This is a genomic window from Variovorax sp. J2P1-31 (assembly GCF_030317215.1).
Classification (GTDB): domain Bacteria; phylum Pseudomonadota; class Gammaproteobacteria; order Burkholderiales; family Burkholderiaceae_C; genus Variovorax.
On the sequence record NZ_JASZYA010000004.1, the window covers coordinates 210,601 to 226,495 of the forward strand.

Consider the following 15,895-nt stretch of genomic DNA (forward strand, 5'->3'; position numbering starts at 1 on the left):
GGCCTCGTATGATGCACAACCGGAGCGACAGTTCACCCATGAGTACCCTTACCCACTTCGACGCCCACGGCCAGGCCCACATGGTGGACGTGGCGGCCAAGCCCGCGACCCACCGCGTGGCCGTGGCCACCGGCCGCATCGAGATGCAGGCCCATACGCTGGCGCTGATCGAATCGGGCAGCGCGAAAAAGGGCGACGTGCTGGGCATCGCGCGCATCGCCGGCATCCAGGCGGCCAAGAAGACCAGCGACCTGATCCCGCTGTGCCACCCGCTGGCCCTGACCCGCGTGGCCGTGGCCTTCGCGCTGGCCGAGGGCGGCGTGCCGCAGGTGGTGTGCACCGCCACGGTCGAGACCGTCGGCCCCACCGGCGTCGAGATGGAGGCGCTGACCGCGGTGCAGGTCGCGCTGCTGACCATCTACGACATGTGCAAGGCGGTCGACCGCGGCATGACCATCACCGACGTGCGCGTGCTCGAGAAGCACGGCGGCAAATCGGGCAGCTACCTGGCGGACTGAGCCCGCGCGGTGCAGGCCGGGCCGCCGCCCGGATGCATGGCAGCTGCCAGAATGGTCCGCCATGAACCACGAGCCCGACTTCTTCCTGAACCTGCGGGCCGAGCTGTCCAGCTGGCGTCTCTGGCTCGACCGCGCGATCGTGCTGAGCTATGCGGTGGCGGCCGGGCTGTTCGTGGTGGGCTTCACGATGGCGGCCGACGGCGCCTTCAGGCTGTTCGAGCGGCTGCACCACGCCGCGCCCTGGGCCCTTCTGCTGTGGACGCCGGCCCTCACGGCGGCCATCGTCTGGGCCACGCGCCGATGGTTCCCGGGCGCCAGCGGCTCCGGCATTCCGCAGATCAAGGCCGCACTCGATCCCGCCGTGCCGCCCGCGCAGCGCGGCCTGTTCGCGTCGCTGCGCCTGACCGTCGCCAAGATCGGGCTCGGCGTCGCCGGCTTCGCGGCCGGCCTGTCGATCGGCCGCGAGGGCCCCTCGGTGCAGGTGGCCGCCGGCGTGATGCAGCATGCACGGCGCTGGCTCTCGCCCGGCAGCACGATCGACACCCGCGCGCTCCTGATCGCGGGCGGCGCCGCCGGCATCGCGGCCGCCTTCAACGCGCCGCTGGCCGGCGTGGTCTTCGCCATCGAGGAACTCTCGGGCCGGCTGGAGGCCCGGGCCAGCGGCGTGATCATCACGGCCATCGTGCTGGCGGGGCTGGTGGCCGTGTCGGCCTTCGGCAACCTGAGCTACTTCGGCGTCATCAAGGTGCCGGCCATGGGCTGGCGCCTGCTCGGCCCCGGTGTGCTGGTGACGCTGGTGAGCGGCGTGGCGGGCGGGCTCTTCGCGCGCCTCATGATCGCGTCGCTGACGGGCTCGCCGCAGCGCCTGAACCGGTGGCGGGCGCGCTGGCCCGTCAGGTTCGCGGCGGTGGGCGGGCTGCTGGTGGCGGTGATCGGCCTGGTCACGGGCGGCGCCACCTTCGGCGCCGGTTCCGAGGCTGTCAAGCAGATGCTGGCCGGCCACGACCCGCTGACCCCGCTCTACACGCTGCTGAAGTTCATCGCCACCTGGCTCACGGCCTGGTGCGGCGTGCCGGGCGGCATCTTCGCGCCCTCCCTGTCCATCGGCGCGGGCATCGGTGACGGCATCGCGCAGATGGCAGGCCCCGAGTTCGGGCCGGCGCTGATCGCGATGGGCATGGCCGGCTTCCTCGCCGCCGTCACGCAGGCGCCGCTCACGGCCTTCATCATCGTGATGGAAATGGTCGACGGCCACGCGATGGTGCTGAGCCTGATGGCCAGCGCGATGCTGGCCAGCCTGGTGTCGCGCATGATCAGCCGGCCGCTCTACGAGGCGCTGGCCGAGCACATGGTGTCGGCGCTGGAGCGCGCCCGGCCCGCCTAGACGGTGGCCGGCTCCGCGGCCGCCGGCACCTCGGCCGCGCGCGCCGCCATCCACGACTGCAGCATCACCAGCGACCAGACGTGCGTCCAGTTGACGCGCCGGTCGCCGGCCAGGAAGCGCTGCCACAGCGAGGCCACTTCGGCGCGCTCGAACAGCGCGTTGCGGCCCAACTGGTCCAGCGCGGCGGCGCAGAAATCCTTCAGGTCGTTGCGCAGCCAGCGGTCCCAGGGGAAGGCGAAGCCCTTCTTCGGGCGGTGCACGATCTCCGGCGGCAGCAGCGCGCCCATGGCGTCGACCAGCGCCTTCTTGGGCGTCTTGAAGTCCGTCTTCATCGCGTCGGGCATGCGCAGCACGTACTCGATCAGCCGGTAGTCGAAGAAGGGCTCGCGGATCTCCAGGCCCCATGCCATGCTCATCTGGTCGGTGTCGCGCAGCAGCACGTCGAGCGTGTAGCCCGACAGCTCGGCGATCGAGTACTGGCCCAGCAGCGGGAATTGCGCCGCGGCGCCGAAGTTGACGTGTTCCCAGCCGCGCGCATGCGCGTCGGCCGGGAAGCTCAGCAGCCGGTCGAGGTCGCCGCGCACGAACACGCTGCGGCTCGCGCCATAGAAGGACGACAGGTCGAGGTTGCCGCCGCTCGTGAGGTCGTTGAGCTTGGACAGCGCGCGCGTCTTGAGCACCGCGCTGGCCGCGCCCACGCCCTGGCGGAACAGCGGGTGGCCGAACAGCTTCTTGTGGCGCGACACGGTGAGCCAGCGCTCGAAGCCCGGGTAGCCCGCGAACAGCTCGTCGCCGCCCAGGCCCGAGAGCGCGACCTTGATGCCGGTCTGCGCCACCAGCTTGGAGACGATGAAGGTGTTGATGCCGTCCAGCGTCGGATGGTCGGTGCGGCGGATGTAGTCGGGCAGGATGCGCACCACCTCCTGCGGATCGAGCAGCAGTTCGGTGTGGCGGGTGCCGTATTTCTTCGCGACGATCTGCGCGTACTCGCGCTCGTCGAACTCCTTGTCCTCGAACACGATGGAGAAGGTGTCGACCGGCTGGTCGTGGTGCTGCGCCATGAGCGCGACCACGGCCGAGGAATCGATGCCGCCCGAGAGGAAGGCGCCCACCGGCACGTCGGCCACCATGCGCATCTGGATCGAGGCGTCGAGCAGCTCGCGCAGGGTGGCGGTCACGCGGCCGTAGTCGGCGTAGGCGTCGGCGGCGATGGGCTGCGTCGGGGCGCCCGTCAGGTGCCAGTAGATGCGGCGCTCGAAGGCGCGCTCGGTCAGCGTCGCGCATTCGCCGGGCAGCAGCTGCTCCACACCCTCGAGGATGGTGTGCGGCGTCTTCACCGACACGCTGCCCAGGTACTCGCGCAGCGACTGGCGGTCGATGCGGCCGTCGCTCGCGCCGGCCGCGATCAGGCCGCGCACTTCCGAGCAGAAGGTGAAACTGCCGGCCTGGCGCACGAAGTAGAAGGGCTTGACGCCGATGCGGTCGCGCGCGATGAAGAGTTCGCGCTTGTGCTTGTCCCAGATCGCGATCGCGAACATGCCGTTCAGGCGCGACAGGCAGTCGGCGCCCCAGCGGATGAAGGCCGCCAGGATGACCTCGGTGTCGGAGTGCGTCTTCCAGGCGTAGTCGAGCTGCGCGCGCACTTCCTTGTAGTTGTAGATCTCGCCGTTGAAGACCATCACGTAGCGGCCGGTCTCCTCGGTGAAGGGCTGGTTGGCGGCGTCGCTGACGTCGATGATCGACAGCCGGCGCTGGCCCATCAGCACGCCATCGGCTTCGTAGCGCCCTTCGGCATCGGGGCCGCGGTGCTGCATCGCCGTGTTCATGCGGTCGATGGCCGCCGGGTCCGCGCTGTGGTCGAAACTGATGATTCCTGCGATTCCGCACATGGTGGAGGGGCCTTGTGGCGTTGAAGGTGGAAGGGGCTCAGGCCGGCCGCGCGTGCGAGGCCAGCGTCTGCATGCAGATCGCCTCGATGCGGTCGAGCGCGGCATCGGAGTCGAAGCGCCGCACCTGCGAGAGGCCGTGTTCGATGGCCGCGCGCCGCGCCTCGTCGCTCAGGCCGACCACCTGCGCGAGCACGGTGGCGGCAGCGGTGGTCCAGGCCTCGTCGGCCGGGGCCGCGGCATCGGCCGGCGGCACGTAGAAGCCCGCGTCGCCCGCGACCTCGTTCATCGGCGCCGCATCGGTGGTGACGACCGGGCAGCCCGAGGCCATGGCTTCGGCGATCGGCCAGCCGAAGCCTTCGGCGATCGAGGGGAAGAGGAAGGCCGTGGCCGTGCCGTAGAGGCCGACCAGCACCTCGTCGGCGACGCCCGACAGGAAGTGCACCTCGTCGGGCGCATGCATGCCCAGGCGCTGGGCGACCAGGGCGTCGGTGGGCGGCGGGCCGATCATCAACAGCGGCAGGCCCTGCGGCGTGCCGCGGCGCCAGCGGTCGACCATCGCCAGCACGCCGCCGCGGTTCTTGTACCAGACGTCCACGCCCACGTGCAGCAGGAAGCCGCGCGACAGGTCGAGGCCCAGCCTGCGGCCCAGTTCGATGCGGCCGGCCGCCACATCGGGCGCCGGGTGGAACTGCGGGTTCACGCCGTTGTAGACGACATCGCACACCGGCTGCGGGCCGATGAAGCCGCGCAGGTCCTGCTCGGTCTTCTTCGAGATCGCGATGAAGCGGCGGCCCTGCGTGAAGCCGCTGCGGATGTAGCGCTGGTAGAGCCGGCCCGTGAAGCCCGGCCGGTTGAGCGGCACCCGGCCCAGCGCCGAATGCTGCGCCAGCAGGTCGTGGCAATGGATCACATGGGGCTGCGAAGCCACCAGCGGCACCCAGGGCCCGAGCGCGTGGTCGCTGAACACATACAGCGTGTCGGCCGGCTGCCGGGCCTTCTCGCGCCGCACCCAGCGCGGGAACACCACGAACTGGTCGAGGTAGCCCATCCACTTCTTGAAGCGTTTGGGCACCGGCCAGGCATGGAACCCGGGCCGGGGCGCCCAGATGCGCACCGTGTGGCCACGCTGCAGCAGGCCGTCGGCCAGCCAGCGGGTGTAGCGCGGCATGCTGGCCGAGCCCAGGAAATCCGGATGGGCGAACAGCACGACATTCATGCTTCGGCCTGCATCGTCTTCAAGGCCACGAGCAGGCGCCGGGCCGCTTCGTCGGCCTCGAAGTTGTGGCGGTAGACCGCATGGGCCGCGGCCCCGCGCGCCGCGCGCTCGGTGGGCGACAGCGCGAGCCAGCGCGTGAGCAGGCGCAGCACGCCGGCTTCGTCGTCGGCCTCGACCAGGCCGCCCGCCTCGCACTCGCGCCAGATGTTGACCTGGTGGCTGATCAGCACCGGCCGGCCGCAGGCCATGGCCTCGACCACCGAGATGCCGAAGTTCTCCTGGTGGCTGGGCAGCACGAAGGCCTCGCAGCCGTAGAGCGCGCCCCACTTCTCGTCGCCGCGCAGCATGCCGGGGAAATGCACGTCGGGCTGGCCCGCGGCCATCGCCTGCAGCGCGCGCCCGTGCTCGCTGTCCAGGCCCGGGCCGGCGATGACCAGCGCCGGCAGGTCCGCGCCTTCGCGGCGCAGCGCGAGCCAGGCGCGCAGCAGCAGGTCGGTGCCCTTCTTCTCGTGCACGCGGCTCAGGAACAGCAGGTAGGGCTTGCCTGCCAGCGTCGGGCAGCGGGCGGCGAAGGCCACCGCCATGCCCTCGTGGCGCGCCGGCGGCGCCTGGATGCCGTAGCCCACGTCCAGCTCGCGCTTCGGGTGGTAGGGCGAGAAGGGCTCGCGCGCCAGCAGCAGTTCCTGCGCGCAGGTGAACAGGATCGCGTCGGCGCCGTGGATGGCCGCGCCTTCGAACAGGGTCCAGGCGAGGGTGTTGCGCAGCGCCTTCCAGCGGCGCTCGGGCGCGCGCTGGAAATAGGGGTCGAGCATGCCGTGCGGCATGACGCAGAAGCGCGGGCCGGGCTGGCCGGTCTGCCGGCGGTACGCCTTCAGCGCGCCCCAGGTGCCGGCGTTGTTGTGCAGCCAGAGGCCGTGCGCGATCACCACGTCGAAGCGCCCGAGGTTCTGCAGCAGCCAGGGGCGCAGGGCCGGGCAGTAGGCGTAGGGCGTGCGCGCCGGGCCGATGGCGTGGACGGGGAACGGATCCTGGCCCAGGAAGGCGGCGTCGGGCGCATCGAAGCTCAGCACCTCGTTGTGCACGCCCAGCGCGGCCAGCGCCGGCACGATGTTGCGGATTCCCTGGCAGGGACCGCCGTGCACGGGGTCCATGCTGGAAATGACGCGCAGAATTCTCATGGGCCTCTCATGAACCGACAAAAGTAAGTTCAAAGTTTTAACAAAGGTCTCGATTGTCGCGAACCTGTGACATTTCGCAACCTCAATTCGGCTCTTTTTCGACCGGCTCCCCCCGCATCCAGCGGGCATATTCCTCCGAATAGGCGATCTTGAAGCGTGCCGCCCATGCGAGCGCCTGGTCGTCGCGCCCGATCAGCGTGGCGCTTTCGATCAGTTTGGCGACCACGCGCGGCTCGGGCGAGAAGTGCAGCGTGCGCTGCGCCAGCGCATTCACCTGGGCCGCATCGGCCCGGGTCACGGGCATCAGCGACAGCTCGGCGAAGCGCACCTGGCCCGCGAACAGCCAGGAACCCTGCAACCTGGCCAGCGTGTCGTCGCGCCAGGGCGGCAGGCGCTCGCCGCGGGCGACGTAGATCTGGCTGATGCGCAGGTAGTCCCAGCCCGCATAGCCGACCACCGCGATCAGCAGCGCCGCCAGCGCCCCGCCGATGCGCGGCCCGCTCACCTTCGTGCGCGCACCTGCCGCCGCCGGCCACAGCAGGCCCAGGCACAGGCCGAAGACCAGCTGGAAGGGCCCGTACCAGAGCGGGTACTCGAGCAGGCTGTGCAGCACGATCGCGCCCAGCACGCCCCAGGCCAGCAGCCGCTGCGGATCGCGCTCGCGCCAGGGCCGGGCGGCCAGCGCCAGCGCGGCGAAGCCCGTGCACAGCAGCACCGCGGCCGGGACGCCCAATTCGACGGCCAGGTGCAGCGGCAGGTTGTGGGCGTTGTCCAGGATCTCGATGAAGCGCGGCCCGGCGTACAGGTGGCTGAAGTGCGCATAGCTCAGCTCGCCCCAACCCCAGCCCCGCCAGGGATGCTCGGCGATCAGCTCGAGCACGTTGCGCCACAGCAGCAGCCGGGCATTGCCTTCGGGCGCGCCGTCGCGCAGGCGCTGCAGCATGCCTTCGACCTCGGACCCGGCCAGCATCGGCAGGGCCCAGGCGGCGAGGAAGTAGGCGGGAATCAGCGCCAGCAGCAGCCCCGGGTGCGGCAGACGCAGGGATGCGCCCGGCGCGCTGCGGCGGCGCTCGCCCCAGGCCAGCGCCGCCGCCAGGATGCCGATCGCCGACCATTGCAGCAAGCCGGTGCGCGAGGTGGACGCGGCGGCGGCCAGGGTCAACAGCACCAGTCCCGCCGACCAAGCCAGGCGGGCGCGGGTGCCCAGTCCCGCGTGGAGCCACAGCGCCGCCACCAGCGCCATGCTGATCAGCGTGGCGAACTGGTTGCGCTGGCGCAGGTTGCCGTAGGCCTGGCCGACCTCGGGCGCGGTGGTGAAGGGCGCGAGCGCCGCGGCGGCGCCGTAGTACTGGCACAGGCCGAGCAGCGCGCTGAGCAGCCCCGCGGCCAGCAGGCCGACGGCGAAGGCGCGCGTGCCCGGGGCGCCGGGCGTCCGCGCGATGCCCGCGCCCACGCAGGCGGCCATCGCGGTGACCGCGATCGCCGCACAGGCGCCCAGGAGCTGCCCCGTGTCGCGGCCCCGGCCCAGCACGATCGCCAGGGCCAGCGCCCCCAGCCACAGCAGGACCCCACGCGACGGCATGGCCCGCGGCCCCAGCCACCACAGCAAGGCCGCGCACAGCCAGCTGACGAGCAGTTGCCAGACGTTGGCGGAGGGGCCGGCGACGAGGGGGGAGAGGAAGGGGAAGGCGACAAACGGAGCAAATCCAAGACCGTCCGGCCACCCACGGCTCGCATGGACGTCAAGGCTCATGGGTCACCCAGAAATGTGAAAAATTCACGGCTCGCACTGCGCGGCTGCACCATTGGGCGGCTGCCCCCTTCCGTTCGTCGCGAACGCTCGTTTGGGGACACTGCGGCAGCGAACAAATTGCTACATTTGAAAAACATCGTGCATTAGTTCTTCCGCATTCAGGCCTTCAGCCGTCCCTAATGAAAAAGTGCCCATACCCTGCACGCGTTCCCTCAGATCGCATGCCCCCGCTCGACCGGAGGCCTGCGCCTGGGGCCGTGACAGGTTTTACCGCAATCGAACTGATGGTCGTCCTGGCGATCGTGGCGATCCTGATGGTGGTGGCGGTCCCCTCCTTCTCGCTGCTGATCCAGCGGAACCGTTTGGCGACCCAGACCAATGCCTTCATCGGCGATCTCCAGTTCACGCGCGCGGAAGCGATCAAGCAGGGGCTGCCTGTCACGATCTGCGCATCATCGGACGGCTCCACCTGCCTGGGCACCACCACCTGGGGCACCGGCTGGATCGTGTTCGCCGACCCCGACAACAGCAAGACACGCGACGCGACGAAGGTGGCCGAGGCGCTTCTCCGCAGGCAAGCCCCCTGGCCCGGTTCGGACACGTTCACGGCAAGCAACAGCATCGCGGCCATCACCTACAGCCGCGACGGTTTTGCGCTGGGCCTCACGGGCACGATCACCCTGGCGATGCGCACCAATCCGGCGAATGCGCAGACCACGCGCTGCGTGACGCTGAGCCTCGTCGGTCGCCCGCAGGTCGTTTCGCCCAACGGGAGCAACTGCACATGAAGCGCCCGGTCCCGCCGTCGTTCCAGCGCGGCTTCACCCTCCTCGAAGTCCTGGTGGCCATCCTGCTGGTCACGATCGGCATCTTCGGCTTCGCCAAGATGCAGGCATTGGCGCTGTCGAGCACCCAAGTCTCCAACGCACGCTCCATCGTCTCGATGCAGGCCGCAAGCCTCGCGGCCGCCATGCAAGGCAACAGGACCTACTGGGCGTCCGGCGTGGCACCGGCCAGTTTCAGCACGGCGCAGTCGACCGTGACCGACGCCACCGGCGTGCTTTCGGCCACCGTGGGCTCGTGTGAAGCGACGGCGAAGCCCGCCACCGCTGCCTGCACATCCGCGCAGCTGGCCGCGCGCGACGTGCAGCAATGGGCCAGCAACCTGGCCAATCTCCTGCCGACATCGAGCTCCACCGTCAGCTGCAGCACCTCGACCAGTGTCCCGGTGAGTTGCGTGCTGACCATCAGCTGGAAAGAGCGCTATGTCGCCTCCACCCGGGCTACCGCATCGGACAGTGCCGCCACCGGCGGTTCGCGCTCGTTCACTTTGTACATCGAACCATGACCACCTTCACCACACCGCGGCAGCCCCGGCGGCGCATGCGGCAGGCCGGTTTCGGCCTGATCGAACTCATGGTGGCCCTGGCAATCTCGCTCTTCGTGCTTGGAGCGGTGCTGAGCATCTATCTGAACATGAAGAACACCTTCAACACGCAGGGCCAGTTCACCGATCTGCAAGACAGCCAGCGTCTGGTCGTCACCATGATGACCACGACCATCCAGTCCGCCGGCTACTTCGTGAACCCGCGCACCGACACGCAAAGTGCCGCGCTCCCGGCCGCGACCGTGACCGGCGCCGACGGCAGCAGCTCGGTCTTCGCCGCCGGACAGTTCATCGTCGGCAGCGGCAATGGCAGCGGCAGAGCGGCCAACAGTGACGCCGTCACCGTCCGCTACCAGACCGCCAACAACGACGGACTGATGAACTGCCAGGGCGCCACCAACACTTCCGGCGCGACGACCATCTACACGAACCGATTCGCCGTCAACGCCAACAACGAGCTCACCTGCACGGTGGGCACCGGCAGCCCGGTGACGCTGGCGGGCAATGTCGACAAGATGAGCATCCTGTACGGCGTCGACACCGACGGCGACGTCAACAACGCGATCGATACCTACCTGCCCGCATCGGCGATCACCGATGCCGGCCTGTGGGCCAACGTGTACACGGCCCAGCTCAAGCTCGTCTTCCTGGACACGACGGCATCCAAGCCCGGCGCGCCCGTGACCATGCCGCAGCCTCTCGTCCAGACCATCAACCTGATGAACCGCCGGTGAACCACTTCATGCTCCCCCCTTCGCATTCGAAAGGCCGAACTGCGCAGCAGGGCATCGCCCTGATCACCAGCCTCTTGATCCTGGTCATCGTCACCCTGGTCGCCGTGAGCATGTACAGAAGCTTCGGGCTGCAGGAAAAGATCACCGGCAACACGCTCGAGAAACAGCGCTCGCTGCTCGCCGCCGACAGTGCGCTGCGCTACGCGGAGTGGTGGATCAACCAGGGCAACACCGGGACCGGCTCGGCCTGCGCCGGTGTCGTGAACGCCAATACCCAGGCGAACATGAAGATCTGTTCGAACGCCCTGGGTACGCCCGCGGTGCTGCCCTGGGCCAACCGGTTTGAATACAAGCCGCCCACCATGACCGTCCTGGGCGGCGGCGGCCTCAATTCGGCCACGTCCGGCGTGGTCGGCGACGTCAACTACGCCACCGTCCCCAGCCTTTACATCTCCTACCTCGGCATCGGCCCCGACGGCAAGTCGATGCTCTACCAGGTCACGGGCGTGGGATACGGCGGCAGCACCACCAGCGCCAGTGTTGTTCAGAGCACCTACGCGATGACCTACGCCACCAAAGACCTGAGCGGACCTTGATGAAAGCCCTTATGACGTCCACACCACTCCGATCCGCGTGCGCGCTGGCCCTGCTGGGCCTGTCGGCCATCGGCGCGCAGGCGCAACTGGTCATCAGCGATACCCTCACGGGCGGGTCCTCTTCGTACCAATGGCAGAGCCTCAACGGCGCTTGCCTCACCGCGGGCGACGGTTCAGGGACGATTCCCAAATGCGCGGGCCTGCCTTATTACAGCGGCAAGACGCAGGTCGGCGGCGTGACCGGGCGCCTGGGATCCGCAGGCGACCCGGTCGGCCAGGGCGCGCTGCGCCTGACGAACGGCGACACGGGAAAGAATTCCAATGGCAACGACCAGACAGGCGCCATCTATTCGAAGTTCGACTTCCCCTCGAACCAGGGCCTCGAGGTCACGTTCCAGACGGCGACCTACGGCGGGAACGCATACACGAATCACCGGGGTCAGCTGTCTGGCGCCGACGGGATTGCCTTCTTCCTGGTGAACGCCGACCAGGTGACCGAGGTCAATGCACAGACCACCACCGGCGCTTTCGGGGGCAGCCTTGGCTACAGCTGTGCGAACACCAAGGGCACGAACGACGGCTTGCTGGGCGCCTACATCGGCCTCGGCATCGATGAGTTCGGCAACTTCTCGAACCCCGGCGACAACACCGCCAGTGGCCCTGGCCAGGGTGCCGGACGCGTCACCTTGCGCGGCGCCGGCAACATCACCTGGGCCTGGCTGAACCGGACCTATCCCAACTACTACCCGTCCAGTGTCAGCAACAAGCAGGCAGCCGTCGGCAATACCTGCCGCACGGGCACTTTGTGGAACTACAACCGTTCGTCGCCGAATGACACCGGCACGCCCGTCCTGACCTACCCCTACATCGCGCACAGCGATCTGCCCTCCGGCTCGACCCTCTACAGCCAAGAGGCGGTATCCAATCCCACACGAGGAGCCGCGACGCCCATCACTTACGGCCTCAAGATCACGCAGGATGGGCTGCTCAGCCTCTCCTACAGCATCAACGGCGGCACGACGACACCGGTGATCACCAACCAGGCGATCACGGCCTCCAACGGGCCGTTGCCGTCCAAGTTCCGCTTCGGATTCAGCTCCGGTACCGGCGGCGGCAGCAACGTGCACGAGATCATGTGCTTCAAGGCGGCGCAGATCAACGCGTCGGCCAGTTCCGCCGGCATCAACATCCAGCAATCGGCCAAGGTGCAGGTCGGCACGCAGCTCTACCTGGCCTACTACCATCCCACCAACTGGTGGGGCCAGATGACAGCGCAGAACCTGGTCGAGGACGCGACCACCAAGACCGTGTCGATCAACCCGGTGGCGAACTGGGATGCCAGCTGCGTGCTGACCGGAGGCACTTGCACCGCAACGGGTTCGTCCAACACCGTACAGGCTTCGGCGCAGCGAAACATCCTGACCTGGAGCGGCAGCGCAGGGACGGCATTCGCCTGGGATTCGCTCACGGCCGCACAAAAGACCGCGCTGGATACCTCTTCCCGGCTGTCGTACCTGCGGGGAGACCGCAGCAACGAAGTGACCACCTCGGGCACCGGCACCTTCAGGGTCCGCAACAGCGTGCTGGGCGACATTGTCAACTCCAGCCCCACGTGGGTGGGTGCACCCAATCTGCCCTACAAGGGTCTTTGGAGCGACGCCCTGTTCCCGACCGCAACCATGCCCGAAGGCGGTACGAGCTATGCGTCCTTTGCAAGCACCAACGCAACGCGGACCAACGTGGTCTACGTGGGTGCGAACGACGGTCTGCTGCATGGCTTCCGCGCGGGGGCGTACACCGCGGGTGGCGCCTTCGACACGACGGCGGCGAACGACGGGCGTGAACTGCTGGCCTACATGCCGAATGCGGCGCTGACCACGATCCGATCCACGACGCCAGCGCTCGACTATTCATCTCCGCAGTACAGCCACAACGCCTTCGTCGATGCCACGCCTGGCACGGGGGACCTCTACTACGGCGGGGCTTGGCACACATGGATCGTCGGAGGCCTGGGCGCCGGGGGCAATGCCACCGGCGTGGTGGGTGATGCGACCTCGATCGCCACCGGCACGCTCTACGCATTGGACGTCACCAACCCTGGCAACTTCAGCGAGACGAACGCCAGCAGCCTGGTCTTGGGCGAATGGAACTCCAGCACGCTGAGCTGTACAGGAGACACTTCAAGCTCCCTGTGCAAGGACAGCCTGGGCAGCGTCTACGGCACGCCCATCATCCGGCGCCTTCACGACGGCAATTGGGCCGTCCTGTTCGGCAACGGTTTGAACAGCAAGTCGGGCAAGGCCGGCCTGTTCATCATGACGGTGGACCAGACGACCGGCGCCAAGACCTTCCGCTTCCTCGAAGCCGGCACCGGCTCCGGCCCGAGAACCACCGGCAGCACCATCACGGCGCGCAACGGCATCGCCTATGTCACCTCGGCGGACCTCGACGACGACCACGTGACGGACTACGTCTATGCAGGTGACGTATTCGGGAACGTCTGGCGCTTCGACCTCACCAGCAACACGGCTTCGAACTGGGCCGTTCGCGCCGCCCCGATCTTCGCGACCGGATCGCAGCCGATCACGACGCGGGTCACCGTGACCTCGTCGATCGCCGCGTCCATCGCGCCGCGGATCCTGGTGAGCTTCGGAACCGGCCAGATCATGCCGCAGACGCTGACCTCGTCGGCGACGCCCGCGACCGGCGCACAAGCAATCTACGGTATCTGGGATTGGGACATGACGGCCTGGAACGCCAAGAGCGGCAGCCAGTACACCAGCCTGACTGGCACCCAGACTGTCAACACCACGACCCTCCAGACGCAGACGGCGACCACGCTGGCCTACAACAACGGCAACATCTCGGGCGTGCGGACCGTGACCCAGAATGCGGTGTGCTGGAAAGGCTCGACCACCTGCAGTGGCGGCGCAACGAACAATCCGCACTATGGCTGGCGGCTCGTGCTGCCCGGCACGAACGAACAGATCGTCTACAACCCCGTGATTTCGGATGGCCTGTTCCTGGTCAATACGACGCTGCCGGCCGTCACCCAGACGCTGACCTGCGATGCACAACCCGCCTCGGGCTTCACCATGGCCATCGCGCCCGAAACAGGCGGCGCACCGCGCTCGTCTTATTTCGGGGACGCCACCAACAATGTCATCACCACCAACGGTTTGGTGGTTGCCGGTATTGGGCTGAGCGGCGTAGGCTCGCCCTCGATCGTCAGCACGGATACCAAGAAGTATCTGGCTACACAAACCGTAAGCGGCGTCGGGTCCGTCACGCAGGTCAATCCAGGAGCGAATGGCAAGGGCGGGCGACTGACATGGATCAAACTGCGCTGATGCGTAGCCCTTGCGAAAGCAGCAAAATGAAAAAAAATTCTGGCATTCCCGGCTTCTCGAAGCGTTCCCAGATACGCGGCTTTACGCTGATCGAAATGATGATTGTGGTTTCAGTGATCGGAATCTTGAGCGTCATTGCAATTCCATCTTACCGAAACTACATCCAAAAGGCGCGTCGAGTCGACGCCAAAAATGCACTACTAGATATGGCAGCACGGCAAGAACGATATTTCAGCATCAATAACTCATATTCCGGGGATCCTGCGGCCCTTGGATACGCCGTCACTAGCTGGCCTCAGTCGGTGAATTCGAGTGGGGCGAGCTATTACTCTTTGCGCGCGGACGCCACTGCAGCGACTTCAACAGCGCTGCCATCTTTTATTGCAAAGGCGACGCCTGTGGGCTCGCAAACATCAGACTCAACCTGCTACGAATTTCGTTTAAATCAAATGGGCGTGCAGACCAACTTCAATAGCGCAGGCACCGAGATAGCCGCAACATCCAATTGCTGGTAGCCTTTCGACATCAGCTTTACAAAGTAAATTTTGATGTCTTCCCGAGGCAATGAATCACTCCAACGAAATCAGCTCATGGAGCTGTCCTTGCAGGGACTATGTTCGCGCTCAACGTGAAAAGAGAGGGAATTCGATAGGGCATTGTTCGCGATGGCCAAGCTAGAGGACTTCGCGCCTCGAATTGCACTGGACCTCCTGCGACCAATCCAGCGTTACAAGAACGTTGACTGCTTGCTAGAGCTTCAGCCAAACCCTGGAGAATGATGGTCAGAACGGCGGTGGTATCGGCGCAATGCACTGGAGAACGCGCACGTCACAAACCGCGCAGCAACCCCCAAGCAAGCCCTGCGCGGCTGTTCAGGAGGGAGCCAGAATTCTGCCGCCATCCCAGCGGCCTACCAAAGACATCAAGTGACGATGGCCTCGAGCACCATCGTGCGGATGGCGGATCTTCAGTTCGATGCCGGACGCGATCGAGCGATGGTGTAAACACCAATGGCCTGGGCTGGGCGCATCCACATCGAAGTGATGCATCACACATGCCGCTGAAAACGCTAAAGAATTCTGCGAACCTCTGAAGAACCTGCTCGACATCAGCCGACGGAATTCAACAGCCCTGCTAGATCGTTCGTTAGGGAGAAAGAATCCATCGAAAACAAAAAAACTTCCCCACGCAGGGGAAGTTTAAGCATCCATATTTAAGTTTTAGGTCTTGGTGCGGCACTCGCTCGGTGCATACTTGAATTTGGTTTCTGCATCAACGCTGCACTTCCACGTGATGGGGCCAGCCGGCGGCGTCGAAACAGCCAAAGCAGATCCATTGGCTTGAGGCGTGAGGGTAATCGTTACAGCGCCTGCGGAATCGGTCGTAACGACCGTGATAGCGCCGGTTGTGGAGCTCACATCGAGGGTTTTGACATTTTTAGTCGATGCAACCTTTTGATTGGCCGTCGCTGTTGCTGCAGCTGCAGTTGCGGCCACTTCAATTGCTCCAGTCGAAAGGCTAGCGGCTGAGCTAGCCGCATTTTCTGCAACGGTGATTTTCGCACCGGAAGCGAGTACAAGAGCCTCCGATACTCGGCTACGAACCGTGTAATCCTGATAAGCCGGCAGCGCCACAGCAGCCAAGATACCGATGATCGCCACAACGATCATCAACTCGATCAGGGTGAAACCCTTTTGCACGTTGCGTGCGATGGAACGACGGTTCATTTCACTACTCCAGGTTGTTTATGAGGCCGAGAGCGCGTCCCGGTGCCTTCCTATCCGCAGCAAGCATGCCAAGCGGAAATGCGGCCTTCAACCAGGGTTTTGCCGCCAAATCGTTCACGTTTGACTTACAACTCGCGACACAAATGTTGTCCGGCCACAGCCT

The 15,895-nt window shown here is 66.5% G+C and carries 13 protein-coding genes; 8 read left to right on the forward strand and 5 right to left on the reverse strand.

All coding sequences use genetic code 11. The annotated features are described in order from the left end of the window. Positions 1-38: 38 nt before the first annotated feature. Positions 39-518, forward strand: a complete 480-nt coding sequence (moaC, locus tag QTI20_RS26470; RefSeq protein ID WP_183028678.1) for a cyclic pyranopterin monophosphate synthase MoaC — start codon at positions 39-41, stop codon at positions 516-518. 61 nt (positions 519-579) lie between these two features. Beyond that, positions 580-1,902, forward strand: a complete 1,323-nt coding sequence (locus QTI20_RS26475; protein WP_286555413.1) for a chloride channel protein — start codon at positions 580-582, stop codon at positions 1,900-1,902. Here QTI20_RS26475 and asnB read toward each other — a convergent pair. The 4 genes from asnB to QTI20_RS26495 form a co-directional block, all read right to left on the reverse strand. Beyond that, entirely contained in the window at positions 1,899-3,791 is a 1,893-nt protein-coding gene (gene asnB, locus QTI20_RS26480) for an asparagine synthase (glutamine-hydrolyzing) (RefSeq protein WP_286555411.1), read from the reverse strand. The two genes, QTI20_RS26475 and asnB, sit on opposite strands and share 4 nt — an antisense overlap. Positions 3,792-3,828: 37 nt before the next feature. Further along, positions 3,829-5,007 (reverse strand): glycosyltransferase, encoded by a 1,179-nt coding sequence (locus tag QTI20_RS26485; RefSeq protein ID WP_286555409.1) that lies wholly within the window; start codon positions 5,005-5,007, stop codon positions 3,829-3,831. Continuing rightward, positions 5,004-6,185 carry a glycosyltransferase gene (locus tag QTI20_RS26490; protein WP_286555407.1) on the reverse strand — a complete coding sequence of 394 codons (1,182 nt, stop codon included), beginning with the start codon at positions 6,183-6,185 and terminating at the stop codon, positions 5,004-5,006. Before QTI20_RS26490 ends, QTI20_RS26485 begins: the two co-directional genes overlap by 4 nt. An 82-nt stretch (positions 6,186-6,267) precedes the next feature. Further along, positions 6,268-7,938, reverse strand: coding sequence for a PglL family O-oligosaccharyltransferase (locus tag QTI20_RS26495; RefSeq protein ID WP_286555406.1), 1,671 nt, complete (start codon positions 7,936-7,938; stop codon positions 6,268-6,270). 221 nt (positions 7,939-8,159) lie between these two features. Here QTI20_RS26495 and QTI20_RS26500 point away from each other — a divergent pair, with 221 nt between their 5' ends. The 6 genes from QTI20_RS26500 to QTI20_RS26525 are packed head-to-tail and all read left to right on the forward strand — an operon-like array spanning position 8,160 to position 14,520. Beyond that, a complete protein-coding gene (locus QTI20_RS26500) occupies positions 8,160-8,726 on the forward strand; it encodes a GspH/FimT family pseudopilin (protein ID WP_286555404.1) in 567 nt (188 codons plus the stop codon). After that, positions 8,723-9,286 (forward strand): type IV pilus modification protein PilV, encoded by a 564-nt coding sequence (pilV, locus tag QTI20_RS26505; RefSeq protein WP_286555402.1) that lies wholly within the window; start codon positions 8,723-8,725, stop codon positions 9,284-9,286. Before QTI20_RS26500 ends, pilV begins: the two co-directional genes overlap by 4 nt. Next, a complete protein-coding gene (locus QTI20_RS26510) occupies positions 9,283-10,059 on the forward strand; it encodes a PilW family protein (RefSeq protein ID WP_286555401.1) in 777 nt (258 codons plus the stop codon). Before pilV ends, QTI20_RS26510 begins: the two co-directional genes overlap by 4 nt. Before the next feature lie 8 nt (positions 10,060-10,067). Next, positions 10,068-10,655, forward strand: coding sequence for a pilus assembly PilX family protein (locus tag QTI20_RS26515; protein WP_286555400.1), 588 nt, complete (start codon positions 10,068-10,070; stop codon positions 10,653-10,655). 11 nt (positions 10,656-10,666) lie between these two features. Continuing rightward, entirely contained in the window at positions 10,667-14,005 is a 3,339-nt protein-coding gene (locus QTI20_RS26520; protein WP_286555398.1) for a pilus assembly protein, read from the forward strand. Continuing rightward, a complete protein-coding gene (locus QTI20_RS26525) occupies positions 13,987-14,520 on the forward strand; it encodes a type IV pilin protein (RefSeq protein WP_286555396.1) in 534 nt (177 codons plus the stop codon). The genes QTI20_RS26520 and QTI20_RS26525 overlap by 19 nt, the downstream gene beginning before the upstream one ends. 705 nt (positions 14,521-15,225) lie before the next feature. Here QTI20_RS26525 and QTI20_RS26530 read toward each other — a convergent pair. Beyond that, on the reverse strand, positions 15,226-15,732 hold the full coding sequence (locus tag QTI20_RS26530; protein ID WP_183028671.1) for a pilin: 507 nt from the start codon (positions 15,730-15,732) through the stop codon (positions 15,226-15,228). Between the last annotated feature and the right edge of the window lie 163 nt (positions 15,733-15,895).